General features: G+C 73.6%; 22 protein-coding genes. 12 read left to right on the top strand and 10 right to left on the bottom strand.

Translation table 11 applies throughout. From position 1 onward, the window contains the following. The first annotated feature begins 140 nt into the window (after nt 1-140). Nucleotides 141-1049 carry an aquaporin gene (locus ACFYMP_RS09420; RefSeq protein WP_388853149.1) on the top strand — a complete coding sequence of 303 codons (909 nt, stop codon included), beginning with the start codon at nt 141-143 and terminating at the stop codon, nt 1047-1049. Between the two features lie 155 nt (nt 1050-1204). Here the strand turns inward: ACFYMP_RS09420 and ACFYMP_RS09415 are convergent, their stop codons facing one another. The 5 genes from ACFYMP_RS09415 to ACFYMP_RS09395 form a co-directional block, all read right to left on the bottom strand. Then, nucleotides 1205-2710, bottom strand: coding sequence for a sodium:solute symporter (locus tag ACFYMP_RS09415; RefSeq protein WP_388853146.1), 1506 nt, complete (start codon nt 2708-2710; stop codon nt 1205-1207). Then, entirely contained in the window at nt 2707-3066 is a 360-nt protein-coding gene (locus ACFYMP_RS09410; protein ID WP_388853142.1) for a DUF3311 domain-containing protein, read from the bottom strand. The genes ACFYMP_RS09415 and ACFYMP_RS09410 overlap by 4 nt, the downstream gene beginning before the upstream one ends. A 251-nt stretch (nt 3067-3317) precedes the next feature. Beyond that, a complete protein-coding gene (locus ACFYMP_RS09405; RefSeq protein ID WP_388853139.1) occupies nt 3318-3869 on the bottom strand; it encodes a MarR family winged helix-turn-helix transcriptional regulator in 552 nt (183 codons plus the stop codon). Further along, nucleotides 3866-5587, bottom strand: coding sequence for an FUSC family protein (locus tag ACFYMP_RS09400; protein WP_388853136.1), 1722 nt, complete (start codon nt 5585-5587; stop codon nt 3866-3868). The genes ACFYMP_RS09405 and ACFYMP_RS09400 overlap by 4 nt, the downstream gene beginning before the upstream one ends. A gap of 223 nt (nt 5588-5810) precedes the next feature. Then, a complete protein-coding gene (locus ACFYMP_RS09395) occupies nt 5811-6332 on the bottom strand; it encodes a MarR family winged helix-turn-helix transcriptional regulator (RefSeq protein ID WP_388853133.1) in 522 nt (173 codons plus the stop codon). A gap of 87 nt (nt 6333-6419) precedes the next feature. Here ACFYMP_RS09395 and ACFYMP_RS09390 point away from each other — a divergent pair, with 87 nt between their 5' ends. The 5 genes from ACFYMP_RS09390 to ACFYMP_RS09370 all read left to right on the top strand — a co-directional run bounded on the left by ACFYMP_RS09390 (nt 6420) and on the right by ACFYMP_RS09370 (nt 10750). Next, nucleotides 6420-7244, top strand: a complete 825-nt coding sequence (locus tag ACFYMP_RS09390; RefSeq protein ID WP_388853130.1) for a sugar phosphate isomerase/epimerase family protein — start codon at nt 6420-6422, stop codon at nt 7242-7244. A gap of 186 nt (nt 7245-7430) precedes the next feature. Then, nucleotides 7431-8012 (top strand): DUF5134 domain-containing protein, encoded by a 582-nt coding sequence (locus ACFYMP_RS09385; protein ID WP_388853126.1) that lies wholly within the window; start codon nt 7431-7433, stop codon nt 8010-8012. Nucleotides 8013-8179: 167 nt separating this feature from the next. After that, nucleotides 8180-9115: a M56 family metallopeptidase gene (locus ACFYMP_RS09380; RefSeq protein ID WP_388853123.1), complete on the top strand. Its 936-nt coding sequence runs from the start codon at nt 8180-8182 to the stop codon at nt 9113-9115. A gap of 196 nt (nt 9116-9311) precedes the next feature. Further along, a complete protein-coding gene (locus tag ACFYMP_RS09375) occupies nt 9312-9983 on the top strand; it encodes a phosphatase PAP2 family protein (protein ID WP_388853120.1) in 672 nt (223 codons plus the stop codon). Between the two features lie 65 nt (nt 9984-10048). Then, nucleotides 10049-10750: an HAD family hydrolase gene (locus ACFYMP_RS09370; protein WP_388853117.1), complete on the top strand. Its 702-nt coding sequence runs from the start codon at nt 10049-10051 to the stop codon at nt 10748-10750. 114 nt (nt 10751-10864) lie between these two features. Here the strand turns inward: ACFYMP_RS09370 and ACFYMP_RS09365 are convergent, their stop codons facing one another. Next, nucleotides 10865-12349 (bottom strand): LVIVD repeat-containing protein, encoded by a 1485-nt coding sequence (locus tag ACFYMP_RS09365; protein ID WP_388853114.1) that lies wholly within the window; start codon nt 12347-12349, stop codon nt 10865-10867. Nucleotides 12350-12548: 199 nt separating this feature from the next. On the opposite strand from ACFYMP_RS09365, the gene ACFYMP_RS09360 reads away from it, so the two are divergent. Both ACFYMP_RS09360 and ACFYMP_RS09355 read left to right on the top strand, forming a co-directional pair. After that, nucleotides 12549-13244 carry a DUF305 domain-containing protein gene (locus tag ACFYMP_RS09360; protein WP_388853111.1) on the top strand — a complete coding sequence of 232 codons (696 nt, stop codon included), beginning with the start codon at nt 12549-12551 and terminating at the stop codon, nt 13242-13244. Between the two features lie 345 nt (nt 13245-13589). Continuing rightward, a complete protein-coding gene (locus tag ACFYMP_RS09355) occupies nt 13590-15020 on the top strand; it encodes a nucleobase:cation symporter-2 family protein (RefSeq protein ID WP_388853108.1) in 1431 nt (476 codons plus the stop codon). On the opposite strand, the gene ACFYMP_RS09350 is transcribed toward ACFYMP_RS09355, so the two are convergent. Both ACFYMP_RS09350 and ACFYMP_RS09345 read right to left on the bottom strand, forming a co-directional pair. After that, nucleotides 14943-15293 carry an ArsR/SmtB family transcription factor gene (locus tag ACFYMP_RS09350; protein WP_388853105.1) on the bottom strand — a complete coding sequence of 117 codons (351 nt, stop codon included), beginning with the start codon at nt 15291-15293 and terminating at the stop codon, nt 14943-14945. The two genes, ACFYMP_RS09355 and ACFYMP_RS09350, sit on opposite strands and share 78 nt — an antisense overlap. 583 nt (nt 15294-15876) lie before the next feature. Next, on the bottom strand, nt 15877-16980 hold the full coding sequence (locus ACFYMP_RS09345) for an NADH:flavin oxidoreductase/NADH oxidase (RefSeq protein WP_388853101.1): 1104 nt from the start codon (nt 16978-16980) through the stop codon (nt 15877-15879). Nucleotides 16981-17281: 301 nt separating this feature from the next. Here ACFYMP_RS09345 and ACFYMP_RS09340 point away from each other — a divergent pair, with 301 nt between their 5' ends. Both ACFYMP_RS09340 and mmuM read left to right on the top strand, forming a co-directional pair. Further along, nucleotides 17282-17866 carry a hypothetical protein gene (locus tag ACFYMP_RS09340; protein ID WP_388853098.1) on the top strand — a complete coding sequence of 195 codons (585 nt, stop codon included), beginning with the start codon at nt 17282-17284 and terminating at the stop codon, nt 17864-17866. 67 nt (nt 17867-17933) lie between these two features. Continuing rightward, nucleotides 17934-18833, top strand: coding sequence for a homocysteine S-methyltransferase (gene mmuM, locus ACFYMP_RS09335; RefSeq protein WP_388853095.1), 900 nt, complete (start codon nt 17934-17936; stop codon nt 18831-18833). A gap of 27 nt (nt 18834-18860) precedes the next feature. Here the strand turns inward: mmuM and ACFYMP_RS09330 are convergent, their stop codons facing one another. After that, the gene (locus ACFYMP_RS09330; protein ID WP_388853091.1) at nt 18861-19538 is read right to left on the bottom strand and encodes a uracil-DNA glycosylase; all 678 of its coding nucleotides are present in this window, start codon (nt 19536-19538) and stop codon (nt 18861-18863) included. Between the two features lie 97 nt (nt 19539-19635). Here ACFYMP_RS09330 and ACFYMP_RS09325 point away from each other — a divergent pair, with 97 nt between their 5' ends. Together ACFYMP_RS09325 and ACFYMP_RS09320 are read left to right on the top strand one after the other, a co-directional pair. Continuing rightward, nucleotides 19636-20643 carry an N-acetylglucosamine kinase gene (locus tag ACFYMP_RS09325; RefSeq protein WP_388853088.1) on the top strand — a complete coding sequence of 336 codons (1008 nt, stop codon included), beginning with the start codon at nt 19636-19638 and terminating at the stop codon, nt 20641-20643. Nucleotides 20644-20980: 337 nt separating this feature from the next. Continuing rightward, entirely contained in the window at nt 20981-21919 is a 939-nt protein-coding gene (locus tag ACFYMP_RS09320; RefSeq protein ID WP_388853085.1) for a sirohydrochlorin chelatase, read from the top strand. Nucleotides 21920-22063: 144 nt separating this feature from the next. Here ACFYMP_RS09320 and ACFYMP_RS09315 read toward each other — a convergent pair whose 3' ends face one another. Then, nucleotides 22064-23101 (bottom strand): lactonase family protein, encoded by a 1038-nt coding sequence (locus ACFYMP_RS09315; protein WP_388853082.1) that lies wholly within the window; start codon nt 23099-23101, stop codon nt 22064-22066. Between the last annotated feature and the right edge of the window lie 115 nt (nt 23102-23216).

Genomic DNA, 23216 nt, shown 5'->3' with positions numbered 1-23216 from the left:
CATGTCACTCAACGCGACATCACTCCAATGGGGCGATACCGTCTAAAAGTCATCAAAGATGACGGGCGCGGCGCGGGGGCTGGAGCGGCTTCCGCGCACCTCGTCGCACCTGGCTGTCACTCTCCTCCGAAGGGGATGTCATGAGCAGCACAACCACCTCGGTCCCGCGGGACGCTCCCTCCTCGCCGGCGCACCGGGCCCTGGACGTAGATCCGCACGCCCTGGTGGCGGAGTTCATCGGGACGCTGGCGCTGGTGTTCTTCGCGGTGGGAGTGGCGATCTTCGCCAAACCCTTCGTGGGGGTCCTCGGCATCGCCCTGGCCTTCGGTTTCGTCCTGCTCGCGCTGGTCTACGCGATCGGCCCGATCTCGGGTTGCCACGTCAACCCCGCCGTCACCCTGGGCATGGCCCTGGCCCGGCGTATCTCACCGGTCACGGCGGTCTGCTACTGGATCGTCCAGCTGGCCGGCGGTCTGGCCGGGGCCGCGCTGCTGGCGTGGCTCGCGAACTCGGTGCCGATCTTCAAGGCTGCCGGGCGCGGCTCCTTCGGTACGGACGGGTACGGGGCCAACTCCCTCGTGCAGATCACCGGTGGCGGTGCCTTCCTCGCCGAGACGATCCTGACCGCGCTGCTCGTCTTCGTGGTGCTGTGCACGACGCACGGCAAGGGCGCCAAGGGGCCGGCGGGCATCGCGATCGGTCTGAGCCTCGCGCTGATCCACCTGCTGGGCATCCCGCTGACCGGCACCTCGGTGAACCCGGCCCGAGCCCTGGGCCCCGCGGTGTTCGCGGACAACAACGCGATGAGCCAGGTGTGGCTGTTCCTGGTGGCTCCGCTGGCGGGTGCGGTCATCGCGGTCCTCGCGCACTTCGCGACCCACGGTCTGCCGGGCACGGCCACCCCGGGCGACTCCTCTCCGGTGCCCGCGACCGAGGGCAGGGGGGCCGGTGGCGGGCCCGAGCCCGCGACGGCCTCCGAGGCGGGCGGTCCCCCGGCGCGCGGCGAACGCCCGGCCCGTCCCGACCCCGGGCAGTCCGATCTCGAATGACCCGGCTGATCCCGGTCCACAGAGCGCTCACGCGCTCCGGGAAAGCTCCGGGACGCCGCCGCGGGCCGCGCCGGAAGTCCGGCGCGGCCCGCATCCTTGTCATGTACAAGCGGTAGCGGGCACGTACGAGCGGCGGGTACGAGCGCGCCCCGGCGTCAGGCCCCCTTCCCCGCGGCCTTTGCCACCGGGACCGCGGCGGCGGGCCGCGCGAAGGTCACGGCGGCCGTCACGAGGAGGTTGGCGGCGAAGGCGAGGATGCCGCCGTTGACGCCGTGCCACGGGTCGTTGTCGCTCGCCCACAGGGCGGTCATGACCGCGAGGCCGACGAGCATGCCGCTGACGGCTCCGGCCTTGGTCATGCGGGGCCAGAACAGGGCGAGCAGCACGGTGGGGACGAGCTGCGCGATCCCCTCGTAGGACAGGACGGACAGCTCGACCAGCGTGCCGGCGTAGAACAGGGCGCCGAGCAGGGCGACCGTACCCGCCGCCAGGCACACGAGCTGGGACCAGCGCTTGGCGCGCACGTCGGTGCGCTCGGCCTCCTGCGGGGTGGTGGCGCGCAGCGGGTGGCGGGGGTCGGAGCCGTTGCCGCCGCCGAGCACGGTGCGGCCCCACAGCGTGCCGATGGACAGCATGAAGACGCTCATGGGCACGATCGCGGACAGCGCACCCGCGACCCCGATGACGGCGACGGCACCGGCCGGCAGGGAATCGGTGACCAGGCTGTAGAGCGCCAGGTCGGGGTTGTCGAGGTGCGGCAGGGCGAACAGCGCGACGCCGCCGATCGTCATCGGGATGAACAGCAGCAGCTGGTACCACGGCAGCAGGACCGCGTTGCGGCGCAGGGCGTTCGGGTGCCTGGCGCTCAGGTACCCGGCCACGGTCGTCGGGAAGATGGTGATGGTCACGGCGTTGAGGACGACCGTGCTGATGAACCAAGTGGCGTTCATGCCGCCGGACTCGTGGCCGGGGAAGGTCAGCCACTGGGGCCGCTCGGTCACCATGCGGTCGAGGAAGTCGCCCACCCCGCCCATGAAGTGCGCCGGGATGTAGAAGGCGAGGAAGACGACGCTCGCGATGACGAGGACGTCCTTGAGCGCGCTCACCCAGGCGGAGCCGCGCAGCCCCGACACCAGGATGAAGACCTCCGCGACGACGAAGGAGACGATCGCCGCGAGTCTCAGGTCGACCCCGCCGTACGTCATGGCGTTGACGACCAGCCCCATCCCCTGGATCTGCACCTGGATGTAGGGCACGAGGAAGACGGTCGCGACGAGCGCGACGAGGACGCCGACGGGCCGGGAACGGAAGCGGAACTCGGCGATGTCCGCGATGGAGATGAGCTGGTGGCGGCTCGCGTACGTCCACAGCGAGGGGCCGACGACGTACGCGACGGTGAAGCCCACCGTGAGGTAGGCGACGAGGTAGAGGATCGGGGAGCCCATCGAGTACGACCAGCCGGCCGTGCCGAGGAACGAGAAGCTCGTGTAGGTCTCCCCCGCCATGAGCAGCCAGATGAACAGGGCACCCAGGCCCCGGCTGGAGACCGACCACTCGGCGAGCCCCTTGGAGCGGCCCCGGGAACTGCGCAGACCGATCGCGAGGGTGGCCACCATGGCGAGGCCGAAGACGGTCGTGGCGACGACCGCGGAGCTGTTCACCGCGCTTCTCCCTCAGTACGTACTGACGAGGCGGGGGCGCGGTCGTCGGCGGGCAGGGGTTCGACGGCGTTCAGGCGGTGGGCGGGGTCGAGCCGGGCGACGAGCCAGATCACGAGGGGGCTCGCGATCGTCGCGCCGATGACCCAGGCCCACAGGAGAGGGACGCCCAGGACGCGGGGTTCGACGCGGTTGGCGACGAGCGGGGCGAGGACGTAGAGCACGACGGGGACGAACAGGAGCCACAGGGCGGGGCGCCGCGCGCCGCCGAGCGAGGGGAGGGTGTCCACGGTGCTCGGCACGGCGGCGGGTTCCTCCCCGGGGCTCTCGGCGCCGCTGCCGGCTGCTGCGGGGGGCATGGCTCTCCGTGGGGATCGGCCGGCCGGGGCCGGGGCGGGTAAAAGGGCCGGACCGCTCGGGCGCGGGTGTTCCGACCGCCCGGATCGTAGCGGTCGGGCGGTGCCCCCGGCGCTCAGGGACCTTGTCGGCGGGCCCGGCGGCGTTCCGCGGTCCCGCGTCCGTCAGGTGCGGCACAGCGCTCGGCGCGGCCCCGGCACCACGGCCGTTCGCCCCGGGTTATTCGCGCAGCCCTGGCCGCTCTCGCGCCGGCTCAGGGCCTGGGCCCGCCGAGGCGGCCCTCCAACTGACCCAGCAACTCTCCGAGGACGGCGGTGAGCCGGTCACGGTCCTCGCCGACGAGTCCGGAGAGCACGACCGACTCGTAGGCGAGTTGCTCCGGCAGCAGGCCGTCCACGAGGGAGCGGCCTCGCGGGGTCAGGGTCACCCGGCTGACGCGGCGGTCGCGGGTGTCCGCCCGGCGCTCGACCAGTCCGCTCTCCTGGAGCCGGCGCAGCCGTTTGGTGACGGCGGCGCCGGAGGAGAAGGTCTCGCGGGCCAGCTCCCCCGGGGTCAGTTCGTCACCGGTCCTGCGCAGGGCCCCCAGCAGGTCGAACTCGGTGCGGTGGAGCCCGGCCCGGCGCAGTGGCGCGTCCTCGGCCTGCTGCAGGAGGGCGGCACACCGGTTGATGCGGCCGATGATCTCCATGGGGCCGGTGTCGATTCCGGGGTGCACGGCCCGCCACTGGCGCATCACGGTCGCCACGGTGTCGTGCGGCGACCGGTCGGGCCCTCCCCCGGGGCCGGGTCCCTCGGTTGTCGTCATACGGCTGCGTCCTCCCGGTCCACGTCGTCCTCGGCGGGCCGCCGCTCCGGCGCGCGTACGGCTGTGAGGCCCTGCCGTTCCACTGTCGCAGCGAGCGTACGGTGTCCGGCCTGTTCGACGTCGAGTACCTGCTGCTCGGGCAGGGCCCGCTGCCACCACTCGCCGGCGGCCGCGTCGGCGGCGGCCCGCAGTTCCACGAGCGCGCCGCCGAGCCGGCGGCGGGCCGCCTCCAGCGCGGTGGAGGCGGCCTCGGGACTGTCGAGCAGCGCCGATGCCTCGGCGCGGGCCCGGTCGGCGGTGGCGAGCGCGCGTTCCAGGTGCGCTCCGGCGCGGCGGTTGGTGACCGCGAAGGCCGCGAGGATGCCGACGGCCGCACCGAGCACGGTGTCGAGCACCCGGTCGCCGATCAGCTCCCCGGCCCCGTGGAGCTGGGAGAACTCGCTGATCAGCAGCGCTATGGGGGTGACGCAGCAGCTGCCCAGCCAGTAGTTGCGCGGCATGAACGCCTCGGCCCCGAAGCTGAGGGCGAGGACGAGGACGACGAGCCATACGGACGCCGCGCGCGGCAGTGGGGAGAGCACGGCGAAGACCCCGACGCCGACGAGGTTGCCGAAGACCCGCTGCACGGCCCGGTTCCAGCTCAGCGTCAGATTGGACTGGTAGAGCGAGACGGCGGTGACGATCGCCCAGTACGGGCGGTCGCTGCCGAGGGCGTGCGCGGCGTATCCGGCGAGGGCCGAGCCGGTCAGGGCGCGCAGGGCCACGGGCAGCAGCGGTGACCCGGGCGCGAAGGCGCGGATCACCGGGTGCCGCGAGCGCGGGGTGCGCGCCCGCTCGATGTCGATGCCGGCGAGTTCGGCGAGAGCCGCGTCGTCGAGCCCGTCGGGACGCGGCAGCGGCCGGGTGCCGCGCACCCCCGAGGCGATCTCTCGCAGGGTCTGGGGGTCACTGTCACCGGGGGCGGCGAGCGCGACCTCCGCGCGGACGACGAGCCTCTCCAGGGCGCGGCGCTGGGGTGTGCGGTGCCGGGCGGCGTACAGCGTCTGCCACGCGGCGTGCACCGCCGCGGCGGCCGCCGCCCTGGCCCGGTCCTGGGCGGAGCCGGGCCGGGTCTCGGCGACGGCGGCGGCCGCCGCCTCCAGGGCGCGCGCCGTGGCACGGCGCTCGGGACCGTTCGGCCGCACCAGGCCCGGCGCCATCGTCACGCACCAGGCGAGGGCGGCCGCCCCGAGGGTGAGCGCGAGATGGCCGGGGACGCCGGCGAGGGTCTGCGGTACGAAGAGGGTCGCGGAGCTGATGAAAGCGAAGATGACCGGCCCCGGCGGGCCGATCCCGCCGGCCTCGCACACCGTCTTCTGGAGGGCGGCCAGGACGGCGGCGACCGCGATGAGCACCGGTACGGAGTCGGTGAGCGCGGAGGTCACCATGGCGGCGGTCACCGAACCGGTCATGCCGAGGATCACCCACAGCACGGCCCGGGACCGGGCGGCGTACGGCAGGTTGTGCCCGTACAGGGCGCACATGGAGCCGGCCATCGTGTAGGCGGCGAGATCGAGCCGTCCGAGGGCGAGCAGGGTGACCAGCGGGACGACCGCGGCCGAGGCGAGTCCCGAAGCCGGCTTGAACCACGTGTCGTTGAGCTTGCCGAGCCGCAGCGCCCCGGCCAGGGGGAGTCTTCTGGGGCGATGGGCTGCGGGCAGGGGGCGGGGTCGGCTCATGCCGATAAGCTTAACAAGTGTTTCACCCGTAAAATAAAAGTCGCCGTACAGGTGCTCTTCGACCGGCGTCCGGCCGCGAGCGGGGCGCTGCCGGAACCGGTACCGAGCACACCGTCCCCGGGCGGCGGGCCACAGTGGTCGTGCGCGCGCCAAGAGCGTCGTACGCGCGGTGGGAAGCCCAGCCCGTGCCCCCACGCCGGGCGAGGCCGCGGAGCGGACGCCCTCAGAGGCCGGGCTCGGCGACGGCCGGGCGCCCCGCGTGACGCGTCTCGTACAGACGGTCGAGCACCGGGAGCGCCGCGGCCAGCGTGGCGCGCTGCTCCGGAGTGAGGTCGGCGAGCCGCGCGGCGAGGGCGTGCTCCCGGGCCGCGGTCACTTCGGCGAACACGGCGCGCCCGGCCTCGGTGAGGATCACCCGGTGTCCGCGCGCCGCCCCGCCCGGCCTGCTCACCCAGCCGATACGTGTCATGCGGTTCACGGTCTGCGTCATGCTCGGCAGACGCACCCCTTCGGCCCGTGCGAGTTCGCTGATCGTGCGCGGCCGCGCGCACAGCTTCTCCAGGACGGCGCTCTGGGTCTGCGTCACGGGCAGCGCCGACCACTCCCGGCGCAGCGCCTGGCTGACGCGGGCGAGACGAGGGCGCAGCGCACCGGCCAGCACGTCCGCCGGCGCGTCCCGCGGCCCCTCGACCGAGCACAGCGGCCGGGCCCCGGCCGGGCGGTCGGCCCTCGCCTCGTCGGACATCTCGTGTACTCCCTCCCGCCACCCAAGGGCGGCGGCCGTACGCGGGCAAAGTGCGTCGTTCCCGCAGTTGAGGAGCTTAACGTTAGGATGACTAACGTGTCCCGCGAACTGACTCTCAGCGCCCAGACCCTCCGCGCCGTCCCCTTCGGGAACCGTGTAGGCGCCGCCGTGGAGGCCGGCTTCACGGGGCTCGGCCTCTCCGTGGAGCAGTACCGGGACGCCCTGGAGGCCGGGTGGACGGACCGCAGAATGCTCTCGCTGCTGGACGAGCGCGGTCTGCGGCTCACCGAGATCGAACTGCTCACGGCCTGGGGCGGGGCGGGCGGACGGGCGGAGACCGAGAACGACGAGACGGCCCTGCACCTCGCACGCGTCTTCCGGCCCCAGCGGCTGCACGCGACCGTCTTCGACCACCGGCCGGCCGAGGCCCTGACCAAGGGGTTCGCCGGTCTGTGCGAGGCGGCCGCCTCGGCCGGGGCGCGCGTGGCCCTGGAGTTCCTGCCGTACGCGGGCGTGCGCACGCTCGGCGAGGCCTGGCGGATCGTGGAGGGGGCGGGCGAGCCCAACGGCGGCCTGCTCGTGGACGGCTGGCACTGGGCCCGGTCGGGGGCGCGACCGGAGGATCTCGCGGACGTACCGGCCGAGCGGATCATCGCCGTGCAATTGGCGGACGCCCTGCGCACACCGCTGCGCGACCCCCGGTACGAGGCCCGGCACCACCGGCTGCTGCCCGGCGAGGGCGGTGCTCATGTGACCGCCATGCTCCGCGCGCTGTGGGCGCACGGGGTGCGCGCGCCCTTCACCGCGGAGGTGGTCTCGGACATGCTCGACGTCCAGGACCCGCGGCTCACCGCCCGGCAGGTACACCGCTCGTGCATGGGCGTCCTCGAAGCGGCCGGCATCCCCGGCTGAGGACCGGCGACTTCGGCGCGACGCCCACCGGGCCCACGGAAACACGGCTCGCGCCCTGCCCGTGCGCGGTCCACGCTCCCCCCGCGCACCCCCGTTCACCTCTGTGCGCGTCCGGTCGACGGCGTGTGCGCGGGGTCCCGCCGGGCATCATCCCCCCGTCAAGGTCGTCGATCGGGGGAGGTCGCCGTGCACGCTCCGGCGCCGGCCGCGTGGCTGCTCGTCGCCCTGTGCGCGGGCACGGCCGCGTACTGCCTGCTGCGGATGCGCAGCGCGGTGGAGGAACAGCGGCGCACCGCGGGGAGCGAGGCCCTGATGGGGCTCGCCATGGCGGTGATGGCGCTGCCCGCCGCGGTGTACGACCCGCCCCGCTGGACGTGGGCCGTGTACGCCGTCGTGTTCGGCGCGGCGGCGCTGCGGGCCCTGTGGTCCGCGCGCGCGGGCTCCGCTCATCACCTGCACCACCTCGTGGGCGCCGTGGCCATGGTCTACATGGCGGCCGCGATGGGCGCCGCGCCGGCGGGCCCGCACGCCGCCATGGGCCATGGGGGCCCGGGTGGGGTCCCGCTGCTGACCGGGGCCCTGCTCGTCTACTACGCCGTCTACGTCCTGAGGACCGGTACCCGCATGGTTCCGGCGACCGCCGACGGCGCCACCGCTCCCCCGTCGGCGGTCGCCGTACGGGCGGGCTGGGGCGACCGGCGGGAGGTGGCCCTGGCCTGCCGGCTGTCCATGGGGATGGGCATGCTGGCGATGCTGCTGACCGTGTGAGAGCCGGGACCGAACAGCGGACGGAGGGCCGGGAAGCCTGCGCCTGCCCGCCCCGGGGCGCGAGGACGGGCGGCTGACGCGCCGTCACGCGCCCGTGCGCCGTGGCGTACGTCACTTGCCATGAAAGCCTGTATCTTTCGCCGAACGCTTCCTCATAGGCTGGACGCATGATGGTCCCCGTCGCCCTGCTGCTGCTCGGCGCCCTGACCGCCGTGCTGGCACCGCGTGTCTTCGCACGGGCCTCCTGGACGGAGCGCGAACCCGTCGTCGCCCTGTGGATGTGGCAGTGCGTCGTGGTGGGGGTCCTGCTGTGCTGCGCCCTGTCGATGGCGGTGAGCGCGGCGGCCGCCTGGAAGGCGGTCCGCGGCCATCTCTTCGCCCCCGCTCCGCACGGGGTCATCGACGCCTACGCGCTCGCCGGCTCCGGCCCGTGGGCGGCCGCCACGGCGACGGTGCTCGCCGCGGGAGGCGCGTGGACGATCGTGATGCTCACCCGCGAGGTCGCCGAGGCCCGGCGCAGGAGGCGCCACGACCGCGCCGAACTGCTCGTACGCTCCCCGCTCCTGCCGGGGGAGAAGCGCGGCACGGACCGCCTGCTGGTGCTGGAGGGCGACCGGCCCGAGACGTGGTGGCTGCCCGGCGCCCCCTCACAACTCGTGATCACGACGGCCGCGCTGCGCCGGCTCAAGGGGCGGCAGCTGGACTCGGTCATCGCCCACGAGCAGGGACACGCCCAGGCGCGGCACGACTGGCTGCTGCACTGCTCGGGCGCGCTGGCCAGGGGATTCCCGCAGGTCCCGGTGTTCGCGGCGTTCCGCGACGAGATGCACCGGCTCGTCGAACTGGCCGCCGACGACGTCGCCTCTCGCCGGTTCGGCCGCATGACCACGGCGCTGGCCCTCGTGGAACTGAACGAGGACAAGGGCGTGTTCGGCCCGTGCCCCTCACCCCGGGCGCATGTGCCACAGCGGGTCGACCGGCTGCTGGCGGCCAAGCCCCGGCTCACGGCGGCCCGCCGGCTGCGGCTCACGGCGGCCGGGGCCCTGGTCCCCCTCGTCCCCGTCCTGGTCGCCTTCGGCCCGGGGCTGCACACGCTCGGCTGAACCCACACGCCGAACCGGTGCGGCGTCCGGTCCACCCGCTCTCGCGGACGGCGCGCCCCGAGCGCGGCCGGGAGGCGTACGGGCAACACGAGGCGGACAGGAGGGACGGGCACACGGCGTCCTGCGGGGTAGGCGTCGCGGTACGCCCGCGTTCCCGCGGGTTGGCCGGTTCTCTCCCGTACGCGAGGATCACTCCATGACGACGGCGCCCCCCACCGCCCCCGACCGAGCCCGCGCCCCTGGCGCCGCTGTGACGACGTATGTGCTCGGCGGCCTCTCCGCCCTGCTGCTCGCGCTCGTGGCCGCCCGGTGGTCTCCCCTGCTGTCCCTCGACGAGTCGGTCGCCCGGCCGGTGCACCGCGCCGCGGTCGAACACTCTGGTCTCACCCGGGTCAGCCGCGTCCTGTCGGACTGGGTGTGGGACCCGTGGACCATGCGGATCATCGCGGCGCTGCTCGTCCTGTGGCTCCTGCGCACCGGGGCACGCGAGCTCGCCTGGTGGTGTGCGGGCGTCTGCGTCTTCGGCACCGTCCTCCAGCAGCTCCTGAAGGCGGCCGTGAGCCGTGAGCGCCCGGTGTGGCCCGATCCCGTGGACTCGGCGCACTTCGCCTCCTACCCCTCGGGGCACGCGCTGACCGCGACCGTGGTGTGCGGGCTCGTCCTGTGGCTGCTGCGGCTGTACGAGGCGGGCGCCGTGCTGTGGTGGACCGCGCTGGCCGTGGCCGCGGTCAGCGTGGCGGGAGTGGGGCTGACCCGCGTCTGGCTGGGTGTCCACTGGCCCTCGGACGTCGTGGGCGGCTGGCTGCTGGGCGCGCTGCTCGTGCTGATGGCGGGGCGGGTCCGGGGGCGGCGGGCCACCGGAGCCTGAGCCGCGCGGCCAGGCGGCGCGAGGGGCCCTTGACCCGCTCTCCGTCCCGCACCGAGGATCGCCGCATGACGTTCAAGGCGGTGTTGTTCGACTTCTCCGGGACCCTGCTGCGCATCGAGAGCGCCGAGTCCTGGTTGCGTGGAGGGCTGGTCGCGTCCGGAACCTCCGTACCGGAGGCTGAGGTGTCGCGCCTGGCCGCGGAGCTGGAGCTGGCCGGGGCCCAGCCCGGCGGCAGGCCGGGGGACCCGGCGCGGCTGCCCGCCGGACTCGCCGCGCTGTGGGCGGTCAGGGACGAGAGCGCCGCCGCGCACCGGGCGGCGTACACGGGGCTGGCCCGCCAGGTCCCGCTGCCGCGTGAGGACCTGTACGACGCCCTGTACGAACGGCACATGACCCCGGCCGCCTGGCAGCCCTACCCCGACGCACACGAGGTGCTGGCGACGCTGCGGGCGCGGGGTCTGGCGACGGGGGTGGTGAGCAACATCGGCTGGGACCTGCGCCCGGTCCTGCGAGCCCACGGTCTCGACGCCCTGGTCGACACCTACGCGCTGTCCTACGAGCACGGCGTGCAGAAGCCGGACGCGCGGCTGTTCGCCGCCGCCTGTCAGGCACTCGGCGTCGCTCCCGGACACACGCTGATGGTGGGGGACGACCGGCAGGCGGACGGCGGGGCCGCCGCCCTGGGCTGTGCCGTGCACTACGTCGAGCACCTGCCGGTCGCGGCCCGTCCCGCCGGACTGCGGCCCGTCCTCGCGCTGGTGGGCTGAGGCCCCGCGCACACCGGCGGGCGCACGCAGAACGCACGACGCGGCGGGCCGCCCCTCCGGGCGGGTCCGCCGCGCCGTGTCCGGGTCAGGTGGTCACCCGGTACGGTCCACGGTTCAGTCGAAGTAGTCCGGCTGGGTCTGGACGTTCAGCTCACCGAGCTTGATCCGCTTGGCGGGATCGGTCCTGCGGTCGTCGATCCTGAGGACGTCGAAGCCCTTCGCGATGTCGTTCGAGTAGATGTAGCCGTTGTAGTAGTACGCCGACCACGAACCGCCCGTCTGCATGGTCTGGGTGCTGAGCGGACCGCGCTCGAAGTAGGCGATCTCGTGCGGCTTGCGCGAGTCGGTGAAGTCCCACACCGAGACACCACCCTGGTACCACGCCTGGACCATGAGGTCGCGGCCCTTGACGGGGATGAGCGAGCCGTTGTGCGCGACGCAGTTCTCGGTGTCGGCCTGGTGGCGGGGGATCTTGAAGTAGTTGCGGAAGACGAGCTTGCGCCTGTCCCCCTTTCCGACGATGTCGTAGATGCCGTCCGCGCCGCGGTTCGGGCCGATCTCCGCGTTGCAGGTGGCCGCGCCGCCGCCGCCGAGCTCGTCGGTGAAGACGACCTTGTCGGCCTTCTGGTTGAAGGTCGCCGAGTGCCAGAAGGAGAAGTTCACGTTGTCCTGCACCCGGTCGATGATCCTCGGGCGGGCCGGGTTCTTGATGTCCATGAGGATGCCGTCACCCATGCAGGCGCCCGCCGCGAGGTCCTTCGAGGGCAGCACGGTGATGTCGTGGCAGCCGGTGGTGGCGGAGACCCCCGGGTTGGTGGGCGCGCCCGGGTTGCCGCCGTCCGGGAACAGCACCGGGAAGTCGATGACCTTCGCCTGCTGCGGGGCCTTGCGCGGCACCTTGATGATGGAGATGCCGTCGTGCGGGGGCTGGCAGTCCGGGAAGGTGGCGCTGGGAGCGTACGAGGAGACGTAGATGTACACGTCCTTGCGCTCGGGCACCAGTGTGTGGGTGTGCGATCCGCAGGCGGTCTCGACGGCCGCGACGTACTTCGGGTTGCGCTTGTCGCTGATGTCGAAGACCTTCATGCCCTCCCAGGAGGACTTCTCGGTCGCGGGCTGCGTGGTGCTGTCGCAGGAGTCGTCACTGCGCGAGGAGTCCGTGGACAGGAAGAGCAGGTCGCCGGAGACGGTGATGTCGTTCTGCGAACCGGGGCACAGCACCTGCGCGACGGTACGCGGCTTCTTCGGGTCGCTCAGATCGAAGATTCGGAAGCCGTCGTAGTTCCCGGCGAAGGCGTACTTCCCCTGGAAGGCGAGGTCGGAGTTGGTGCCGGCCAGCGCGTCCTTGGGGATGTTGGTGAGGTGCTCGATATTGCCGGAGTGGACTATCTCGTCCTGGGCGGGTATCTCACCGTCCTTCACCGCCGCCCTGGCCTGCGCGGCCTGGCTCGTGGAGACGGTGGTGGCGGTGGGGGCGTCGCCCGGGTCCGGGGTCGCCACCGCGGGCGACGCGGTGAGCAACGCGGCGAACAGCCCGGCGGTCACAGCGGTGAGCCCCAGACGTCTGCGACGCGTGCGGGGGGTTGTCGACAGGGTCACTGCTTCCTCTTCCTCCTTGGCTCCGCCGAGTCCTGTGGGGGCGAGCGGAGTTGAACGACTCAGGAACTCGTCGAAGTATCGTTCTCCTCATGCTCATATCAACAGTCGGCAACGAGATCGTCATGGAATCTTTCGATCTTTAACAGCGACGGGGTGTTGTACTGGCCGCCAACGCCCCGGCCCGTCAAGGAGGTTCACTGTGTTTCGGCACCTTTCGCCCGCACCTGCCCGCATCGTCGCGCACCACAGGCGGGCGGGCGGCCTGCTGGCGGCCGGCGCGCTGTGCCTGGCTCTGGCGCTGACCGGCTGCGACTCCGGAGCCGAGGGAGCGGACGCGAAGCCGGACGCGGCGGCGGGCGGCCCCTCGGTGATCGCTCCCGGCAGACCCGGCGAGGCCGCGAGGACCCTGTCTCCGCAGGCCGCGCGCAAGTCCGAGGACGACAGCCCCAACTCGGCCGATTTTCGCTACGTTACCCGGATGATCGAGCACCACGAGCAGGCTCTGACCCTGACCGGGCTGGTGCCCGACCGGGCCGGGTCCGGCGCGGTCGAACGCCTCGCGCGAAGGATCGCCGCCGCGCAGGGGCCCGAGACGGAGGCGATGAAGGGCTGGCTCGCCAACAACGGCGGGAAGGACAAGCAGCGGTCCGGCGGTCACGACCACGCGTCCATGCCGGGGATGGCGACGCCGGAACAGCTCAGGACGCTGCGCGCCGCCCGGGGGGCCGCTTTCGACAAGCTGTTCCTGAAGCTGATGATCGCTCACCACGAGGGCGCGGTGACGATGGCGACCGAGGTGCTCGCGCAGGGCAACAACCTCCAGGTCGAGGAGATGGCCGACGACGTGGTGTCCCAGCAGAGCAGTGAGATCCACCGGATGCGGGGACTGTCCTGACGCCCTGACGCCCCGACACGAGGAGAGGGCGGTTCGGTCCGCTCCGGAAACGGATGGCCGCCGGTTCGGGTGGAGCACTCGGGAGACGGGCCGAGGCACCCCGGGCCGGGCGCTGAAACCGGACGGCGGGGCGGCCGGCGGGGCCCGAGCGGAGCCGGGCGCGGCACAGGCGGCCGGTCGTCCGCCCGGCAGGAAGGCGGCCAGGCGGGTCACGACGCCGAAACACGGGCGTAATCAACAGATTGTTCAAGCGCCCTACGGTTCCAGCCAGGTGCCCCACGCCTCCCCCACCGTCCGCGCACGGTCCGCCTTCCCCGCCCCCCGGCCCGTTTCCTGGGAGTCCCCATGACGCAGTCCGCACCACCCGCCGTCCACCCGGTCGACGAGGTGCCGCCCGCGGCGCAACTCGCCGCCTTCGGCCTTCAGCACGTGCTCGCCATGTACGCGGGGGCGGTGGCCGTTCCACTCATCGTGGGCGGGGCGATGAAGCTGCCGCCGGCCGATCTGGCCTACCTCATCACGGCCGACCTTCTGATATCGGGCATCGCGACCCTGATCCAGTGCGTCGGCGTATGGCGCTTCGGCGTACGGCTGCCGATCATGCAGGGCTGCACCTTCGCGGCCGTCGCACCGATGGTCCTCATCGGGACGGGCCAGGGAGGGCTCCCCGCGATCTACGGCGCGGTCATCGTCTCGGGGCTCGCGATGGTGTTGCTGGCGCCGGTGTTCGGCCGGTTGCTGCGTTTCTTCCCGCCGCTGGTGACCGGCACGGTCATCCTGATCATCGGCTTGTCCCTGCTGCCGGTCGCGGGCGCCTGGGTGGCGGGCGGCGAGGGCTCGAAGGACTTCGGGGAACCGAAGAACATCGCGCTGGCCGCGTTCGTCCTGGTCGTGGTGGTGGGTGTGCAGCGTTTCGCGCCGCCCCTGATCAGCCGGGTCGCGGTCCTCGTGGGCATCCTGGTGGGTGTCCTGGTCGCGATCCCGGCGGGCTTCACGGACTTCGGCGCGGTCGGCGACGCGGACTGGTTCGGCGTCAGCACCCCCTTCCACTTCGGTGCTCCGTCCTTCGAGGCGGGGGCGATCGTCTCGATGCTGATCGTGGCGCTGGTGTGCATGACGGAGACCTCCGGGGACATCGTCGCGGTGGGCGAGATGACGGGGCGCCCGGCCGAACCCCGTACGCTGGCCGACGGGTTGCGCGCCGACGGGCTGTCGACCGTACTCGGCGGAGTGTTCAACACCTTTCCGTACACGGCCTTCGCGCAGAACGTGGGCCTGGTCGGGATGACGCGGGTCCGCAGCCGCTGGGTGGTGGCGACGGCGGGTGGCATCCTCGTCCTGCTCGGCCTGCTGCCGAAGCTCGGTGCGGTGGTCGCGGCGATCCCGGCCCCGGTGCTGGGCGGCGCGGGCGTGGTGATGTTCGGGACGGTCGCCGCCAGTGGGGTCCGTACCCTGGCGCGGACCGGTCTGCGGGGTGAGCACGATCTGACCGTGGTCGCGGTCTCGCTCGCGGTGGGGCTCCTGCCGGTCGGGGTGCCGACCGTGTACGACGGATTCCCCGACTGGTTCCAGACGGTGATGCACAGCGGGATCAGCGCGGGCTGTCTCACGGCGATCGTGCTGAACCTGCTCTTCCACCATCTGCCCGGCCGCGAGGACGGGGCGGACGGGCAGGGAACCGGTGCGGCCGGGGAGCCCTCAGCCGTCGAGCCGCTCACACTGCAGGGCGGCGGCGGCAAGCACCCGGTCGAGCAGCCCCGGGAACAGGGCGTCTAGGTCCGCCCTGCGCAGCCCGTTCAACTTGGCGGTGCCCCGGTACACCTGCTGGATCACCCCGCTCTCGCGCAGCACCCGGAAGTGGTGCGTCGAGGTGGACTTGGTGACCGGCAGCTCGACCTCCGAGCACGTCAGCTCACGGCCCTCGCCGGCCAGTTCGCGCACCACGCGCAGCCGCATCGGGTCGGCGAGGGCGTGCAGCACCTCTTCGAGGCGGATGTCCTCGCGCTCCGGATGCGGGAGTTCTCGGCTGCCGACGGCGGTGGTCGTCACGGGGGCTCCAGTCGAGATACCTGAGGGGGGACGAGCGGGGGGGATCGGGGGGCGGGCGCTTCGTTGGGGCTCTGCCATCGTACGTCGGCGCCCTCGCGCGGCCCGGCTCCACGAGGCGGGCGGCCCCCGGGCCGTGCTCCGGGTCGAGTGCGCCCACCACCTGATCCTCACTCGTCTCTCCGGTGCGCCGGAATCCCAGCCGCCGGCAGAAGACCCCGGGGCCGTCGGGCCCTGGGCGCCAGATGGCGGTCAGTCGCCTCCAGCCCCGGCGGGTCGGCGGGTCGGCGGGTCGGCGGGGAACGGCACACCGGAGAACGCCATGCCGAACCCGACGGGCCGCTTCCCCGTCGACGATCAGCCGGGGCCAGGCGATGTCCTCGTGCACGTACGCCTCGGACGGGGAGCGCACCACCGGCTCCACCAGATGCCGCTGGCCGGGCCGCACGGACAGAGAACACGCCGCGTCGACGGTGTCGGGGGTCGGCTCCAGGAGCCGGACGCCGGTGGTCACGCACCGCCTGACAGCGACCGGCCGCCCGTTCGACCCAGGTGTTCTCGGTCGGGGCGGCCGGGTCCGCCGGGGTCAGAGCGCGCGGTGGTAGGGCTGCGCGAGGAAGGGCTGGTCGCCGAGTTCCTGGGCGGCGCGCAGAGCGAAGGAGGGCTCGGTGAGCAGCGGGCGGCCGAGCAGGATCGCGTCGGCCTTGCCGTCGGCGAGGATCTTCTCGGCCTGCTGGGGCTCGGTGATCAGGCCGACGGCGGCGACCGGGAGGTCGGTCTCCCTCTTGACCCGCTCCGCGAACGGCACCTGGAAACCGGGGCCGGCCACGATCTTCGCGTCGGGAGCGTTACCGCCGGTGGAGACGTCCAGCAGGTCGACTCCGTGCTCCTTCAGCTGACGCGCGAAGCGCACGGTGTCGTCGGCGGTCCAGCCCTCCCGCCCGTCCTCCTCGTTCTCACTGAGCCAGTCGGTCGCGGAGATCCGGAAGAGCACCGGCAGTTCCTCGGGCCACACGGCGCGCACCGCGTCCACGACCTCCAGCGGGAAACGGACCCGGTTCTCGTAGGAGCCGCCGTAGGCGTCGGTGCGGCGGTTGCTGTGCGGGGAGAGGAACTGGTTGACGAGGTAACCGTGGGCGCCGTGCACCTCGGCGACCTCGAAACCGGCCTCCAGGGCGCGCCGGGCGGTCGCGGCGAACTGCTCGACGATCTCGCGGATGCCCTCGACGCTCAGCTCCTCGGGCACGGTGTGCTCCGCGGAGAAGGCGAGCGCGCTCGGTGCGACCGGAGTCCAGCCGTAGGGCGCCTCGGGCGGCAGGGGCGCGCCGCGGTCCACCCAGGTCCGCTCCGTCGACGCCTTGCGCCCGGCGTGGGCGATCTGGATACCGGGGGTGGCACCCTGGGCCTTGAGGAAGTCGGTGATGCGCCGGAACGCCGCGGTCTGCGCGTCGTTCCACAGCCCGAGGTCGTACGGGCTGATACGTCCCTCGGGGCTGACGGCGGTGGCCTCCGTGAGGATCAGGCCGGTGCCGCCCACCGCGCGCGCCGCCAGGTGCTGGAAGTGCCAGTCGGTGGGCACCCCCAGACCGGGGCCTTCGGGGGCGGCGCTGTACTGACACATGGGTGCCATCCAGAGCCGGTTCCGGACGGTCAGCGAACGCAGGGTGTAGGGCTCGAACAGCGCACTCACGCGGGACACCACTTCCAGTCGTCGGGGGTCGGCCTCGGAACGGCCTGACCTTAGTACGAGAACCATCGTATTACGACGGTCACCGTACAAGCCCGCGCCGGGCGCGGCAACCAGGACCAGGACGCGCCCCACCCGCGCACCTTGTCGCCGTTCACGCACGCGTTCCCTTTCTCCCGATATGAGAGAGAAAGGCGGTTCCACGGTGATCGCGCAGGGTAGTGCTCCCGTTACCCGCTCTCCCCCCGGCCCCCCGCCGGGGCGGGCGAGGGGCCGGACGTCAGCAGAGAACGAGGAATTCCCCATGCGCAGGACCATGACCACCCTGTCCACGCTCGCCGTCACCGTCATGCTCACCGGCGGTGCGACCGCTCTCCCCGCCCACGCTCAGGAGGCGACGCCGTCGCGCTTCACGACAGCCGTGGCCGCCTCCTCGGCGCGACCGCCCTCGGCGGCGGCCAAGAGCACCCGTGGGCAGACCCTTCAGCGTGCCCGCGTGTGGCTCACCGCCAACCGGGGCCGTCAGGTCCCGTACAGCCAGGCCAAGAAGTGGCGGGACGGCTACCGTCAGGACTGCTCGGGTTACGCCTCGATGGCCCTCGGGCTGGCCAAGCCCGGCCCCAACACCGTCGCGCTGGCCAGGACGCGCAGCCTCACCCGCCCGATCGCCATCAGCCAGCTCAAGCCCGGTGATCTGGTCATCGACGCCATCGGCGACAGCAGCTCCCGGCACGTCGTCATCTTCGAGAAGTGGAACAACACCGCCCACAGCTCCTACACGGCCTACGAACAGCGCGGAAGCCACGGAACCGACCACCGCTCGCTGACCTACGGCCTGAAGTCCGGCAGTCAGTTCAAGGCCCACCGGCCGGTCCAGTTCGGGGACTGACGGGCGCCGGGCCTGCCGGGCCCACGCGTCCGCCGGCCCGGCAGGCCCGGCGCTCTAGCCTGGTCTCATGAACCGCACGTCTTTCAGCGCCGCGCTCGCGGCCGGGCCGGTCGTCCTCGACGGGGGTCTGTCGAACCAGCTCGAAGCGGCCGGTCACCCGCTCGACGACGCCCTGTGGTCGGCGCGTCTGCTCGCGGACGAGCCGGAGGCCCTGCTCGCCGCGCACCGGGCGTACGCCCAGGCGGGCGCAGAGGTCGCGACGACGGCGAGCTACCAGGCCACGTTCGAGGGCTTCGCCCGGCGCGGTCTCGGGCCCGAGCGCACCGTCGCGCTGCTGCGCCTGTCGGTCGGGACGGCGCGCGCCTCGGGGAGCCGCTGGGTCGCGGCCTCGGTCGGCCCGTACGGGGCGATGCTCGCGGACGGCTCGGAGTACCGCGGACGCTACGGGCTGTCCGTCGCCGAGCTGGAGCGCTTCCACCGGCCCAGGATCGAGGTGCTGGCCGCCGCGGGCGCCGACGTGCTGGCCCTGGAGACGGTCCCGGACGCCGAGGAGGCGCGGGCCCTGGTCGCGGCGGTGCGCGGCTGCGGGCTTCCGGTGTGGCTCTCGTTCAGCGCGGCGCACGGCGAGACCCGCGCGGGGCAGCCGCTGGCCGAGGCCTTCGCGGTGGCCGCCGAGTCCGAGGAGGTGGTGGCCGTGGGGGTGAACTGCTGCGATCCGCAGGAGGTGGCCGAGGCCGTGGCCCTCGCCGTGCGGGTCACGGGGAAACCCGGCGTGGCCTACCCCAACAGCGGTGAGGTGTGGGACGCGCACGCCCGCGGCTGGCGCGGCGGCCCGAGGTTCGACGCGTCCCTGGCCCGCGACTGGTACGCGGCGGGGGCCCGGCTGATCGGCGGGTGCTGCCGGGTGGGCCCGGGTCTGATCGCCGGCGTCCGCCGCACACTCGCCGAGACGGTGCCCCGCGGCTGACCGTGGGCCCGCCTGCGCGCCCACGCGCTACGGCAGGCGCCAGTCGACCGGCTGGGCGCCCTGCCGCTCCAGGAGTTCGTTCGTACGGCTGAAGGGGCGGGAGCCGAAGAAGCCGCGGTCCGCCGACATCGGCGAGGGGTGGGCGGACTCGATGGCGGGCAGGTCGCCGAGGACGGGCCGCAGGTTGCGGGCGTCGCGCCCCCACAGCACCGACACCAGGGGTTTCCCCCGGGACACCAGCGCGCGGATGGCCTGCTCCGTGACCTCTTCCCAGCCCTTGCCGCGATGCGCCGCGGGCTTGCCGGGCGCGGTGGTGAGCGCCCTGTTGAGGAGCAGCACACCTTGCCGGGTCCACGGCGTCAGATCCCCGTTGGAGGGCTGCGGCGCACCGAGGTCCGACTGGAGTTCGCGGAAGATGTTCACGAGACTGCCCGGCAGCCTGCGTACCTCGGGGGCGACGGCGAAACTCAGCCCGATGGCCATGCCCGGGGTGGGGTAGGGGTCCTGGCCGACGATCAGGACCCGCACGTCGTCGAAGGGCTGCTGGAAGGCGCGCAGTACGTTCGCCCCCGACGGGAGGTAGGTCCGTCCGGCCGCCACTTCCGCGCGCAGGAAGTCGCCCATCTCGGCGATCCGCCCCGCGACGGGGGCCAGCGCACGGGCCCAGCCGGGTTCGACAACTTCGTTCAAGGGTCGTCCTGCCACGGGAGATCACTCTACCGGCCCCATGACGGCCACCCGACCCCGCCAGGACGGGGGTAGGGTGCCGCCGTCGCCGTCCGCCCCTCCCCCGGAGTCCCGCATGAGTTCCACGCCCCCCGGACCCGTCGCCGCGCGTGGGAGGGAGCCTGTCGTCGTCGGCGTGGACTCCGGTGGCTCGGGGCTGCGGGTGGCCGTGGCGCGGGCCGGACGGGAGGTGTCCGCCCCGCTGGTGTCCCGGGAGCCGGTGCGCACCGGGCCGGGCGGGATCTCCGCGCCGCATCTGCTCGAACAGCTCGTGCCGATGGTGCGTTCGGCGCTGGCCGACGGGGAACGGGTCGTGGCGCTCGCCGTCGGCGCCGCCGGTATGGCGACCCTCGGCGACGAGTTGCGCGCCGGTCTGCCGGTGGCGCTGGAGCGGGAGTTCGGCGTCGCGCGGCTCGCGCTGGCCGCCGACGCGGTGACCGCCTACGCGGGTGCCCTCGGACAGCGGCCGGGCGCCGTGGTCGCCGCCGGCACCGGGATGATCGCGCTCGGCACCGATCTGCGCACGTGGCGGCGGGCCGACGGCTGGGGCCATCTGCTCGGCGACAGCGGCAGCGGCGCGTGGATCGGCCGGGCGGGGCTGGAGGCGGCGCTGCGCGCCCATGACGGTCGCGGCGGCGGATCGGCCGCTCTGCTGGAGCGCGCCGAGCGGTTGTTCGGTCCTGCGGGCGGGCTTCCGGGACAGCTGTACCCGCGCACCGACCGGGCCGCGGTCCTCGCCTCCTTCGCCCCGGAGGTCGCGGCCGCCGCCACCGGGGGCGACCGGGTGGCGCGGGAGGTCCTGGGCCGGGCCGCCGCGCACATCGCGGAGTCCGCCCGAGCCGTCTGCCCCTCCGGTGGCGAGCCCGAAGTGTCGTTCACCGGGGGCCTGTTCCGGATGGGCGAACCGCTACTCGCCCCGCTGGCCGAGGACCTGGCGCGGCTGCTGCCCGGGGTGCGGCGCACTCCGGCGGAGGGGGACCCGCTGCACGGGTCGGTCGTCATCGCCTCGGCACTCGCCTCGGAATCCCTGCGTCTGCCGACGGACGGACGCCTGCTCACCGTCGTCGGACCGGGCCGCCTCTGAGCCCTTCCGCGCGGACCGGACGGCCCGAGGCGGCCCGCCCCCGACGTCGGCGGGAGCGGACGTCGGGCACCCGTGGGCGGCTCTTCCCGTCAAGGGGGCACCGGACGAACGGGATCGCCCGTTGCGGTGTGCGCCGGCGGCGCACGACCCGTCGCGCCGGGGTGCGGCGGTGCCCCGCTCCGGCCCCCCGCCTGCATGGTCTCGGGGGGCGGAACGGACGGAAACGGGGACTGAATGGTTTATCCCCGTATCAACGACCGGATAAATCAGGACGGATACCTCTCAGCCGCCCCCTCCCCGAACGGCGGCACGGTGGAAACCAGTACCATGCGGCGCCATGAGCACCCCCTCTGGGCCCGCATCCGGCCTGCCCGTACGAATGCCTCGACCTCGCCAGTCGGGACGGCACCGCCGACCCGAGCCCGCGGTCGCTCCCGACAACGCCCCCGCCCTCGTCCTGGCCGTTCCCGGTACCCCGGGCAAGGAGACCAGGGCGCTGGCCGACGAGGTCACCAGCATCGCCCGCTCCGAGCTGCCCGGCCTCGACGCCCGGGTCGGCTACCTGGACAGCACCGAGACCGATCCGGTCCAGGCCGAGTTCCCGCAGCTCCAGGCCGTGCTCGCGCACGCCTCCGAGGAGCGCTTCGCACGCCGCGAGCAGGCCAGGGCGGCCGGCGCCGGGATCGCGGCCGACGACGGTCCGGTCGCGGTCGTCGTCCCCTTGCTCGCCGGCCCCGACAGCGCCCTGCTGCGCCGGGTGCGTCAGGCCGTCAACGACAGCCGCGCGGTGGCGGAGCTGACGGACGTCCTCGGCCCGCATCCGCTGCTCGCCGAGGCGCTGCACGTGCGCCTGTCGGAGGCCAACCTCGCCCGCGCCGACCGGGCCCGGCTGTTCACGGTGGCGACGGCGGCGGACGGCATCATCCTCGCCTCGGTCGGCGGGGACGAGGCGGTGCAGGCTGCGGGGATCACCGGGATGCTGCTGGCCGCGCGGCTCGCCGTGCCGGTCATGGCCGCCGCCCTCGACCAGGAGGGGGCCATCGCTGCGACCGCCGAGGAGCTGCGCGGCTCCGGCGCGACGCAGCTGGCCCTCGCCCCCTACCTCGTCGGTCCCGAACTGGACGAGGGACTGCTCCAGGCGGCGGCCGCCGAGGCGGCCTGCCCGACCGCCGAGCCGCTCGGCTCGTACCCGGCCATAGGGAAACTGGTGCTGTCGAAGTACATGGCCGCCCTGGGCATCGCCCCCGCGCAGCCCGCGGGGTTCCCGCAGCGCTGAGGCGTCGCGCCGGGCCGCCCCACCCCGCGCGGGAGCGCCTTCCGCGCGGCGCGTGCTCATCCACAGGGCCCGCCCCCGGTTCTCCGGGGCGGGCCCGTCGGCATGCCCCTCGGACCCTCCCGGATCTCTCGACGACGCCGCGGCTCAGCTGAGGACGACGCAGGAGGCCGCGGGCGCGTCCACGCTGCCCGCCCGTCGGGGCAGACCGGTCTCGGGGTCGAGAACGAACCAGACCACCGTGCCCGAGCGCTCGTTGGCGGTGTAGAGGAAGCGGCCGCTCGGGTCGATCGTGACGTCGCGGGGCCATTCGCCTCCGCACGGCACGGTGGTGACCAGCCGGGTGGTGGACCCGCCGGCGCCCAGCGCGAAGACCGACACGACGTCCTCCCCGCGCACGCCCGCCCACAGGAACCGGCCGTCGGAGGACACCCGCACGGCGGAACCGTAGGCGTCGCCCGCGGGCGCCTGCGGGAGCAGCGCGGTCTCGCTCAGGGCGCGCAGATCCCCCTCGCCGGCGTCCCACCGGCACACGGTGAGCGTCGGCGAGAGTTCGTTGAGGACGTACAGGTGCCGGCCGTCCGGGTGGAAGGCGAGGTGCCGGGGGCCGGACCCGGGGCGCATCGCGATCTCCCGGTGGACGACCGGGGCACCGCCCACGAGGCGCAGGACCCGCAGCGAGTCGGTGCCGAGATCCACGGAGACCGCCCAGCGGCCCGAGGGGTCGGCGAGCACCTGATGCGCGTGCGGCTCCTGCTGGCGCTGCGGGTGCGGGCCCGAGCCCTTGTGCACGACGACGTTCGGCTCCGGGTCGAGACCGCCGTCGGGGCGCAGGGCGAGAGCGCTGACGCTGCCCGAGTTGTAGTTGGCGGTCAGTACGTGGCCGTCGAAGAGGCCGAGGTGGGTGGGCCCGTCCCCGTCGACCGGGACGGGTGCGCCGAGCGGTCGCGGGTGCTCTCCCGTGGTGTCGAAGGCGGCGACCGCGCCGGGGGTGGTCTCACTCACCGCGTAGAGGCGTCCGCCTCCGGGCGCGAGCACGAGGTAGGACGGGTCGGGAACGGTGTCGAGGGCGTGCAGGACGGTCAGCGCTCCCGTCCGCGGGTCGACCGAGGCGGTCAGGAGGCCCCGCCCACCGGCCGCGGTGAAAGATCCGATGTACGCCCGCCCGGCGTCTGTGCCGCTCACTGCTGGTCCCCTCTCGGCCCTGAGCGCGGTGATCGGCGCGCTCGACGCGCCGACGGTAGCAGGGGGCCGCCGCCGGGGCACGACCCGGCGACGAGGGGCGAGGGGGTGGCCCCTG

Origin of the sequence: Streptomyces sp. NPDC007088 (assembly GCF_042869355.1) — a bacterium.
Taxonomy (GTDB): Bacteria; Actinomycetota; Actinomycetes; order Streptomycetales; family Streptomycetaceae; genus Streptomyces.
The sequence above is the reverse complement of the archived record's forward strand: the minus strand, read 5'-3'. Positions and strand labels throughout refer to the sequence as shown.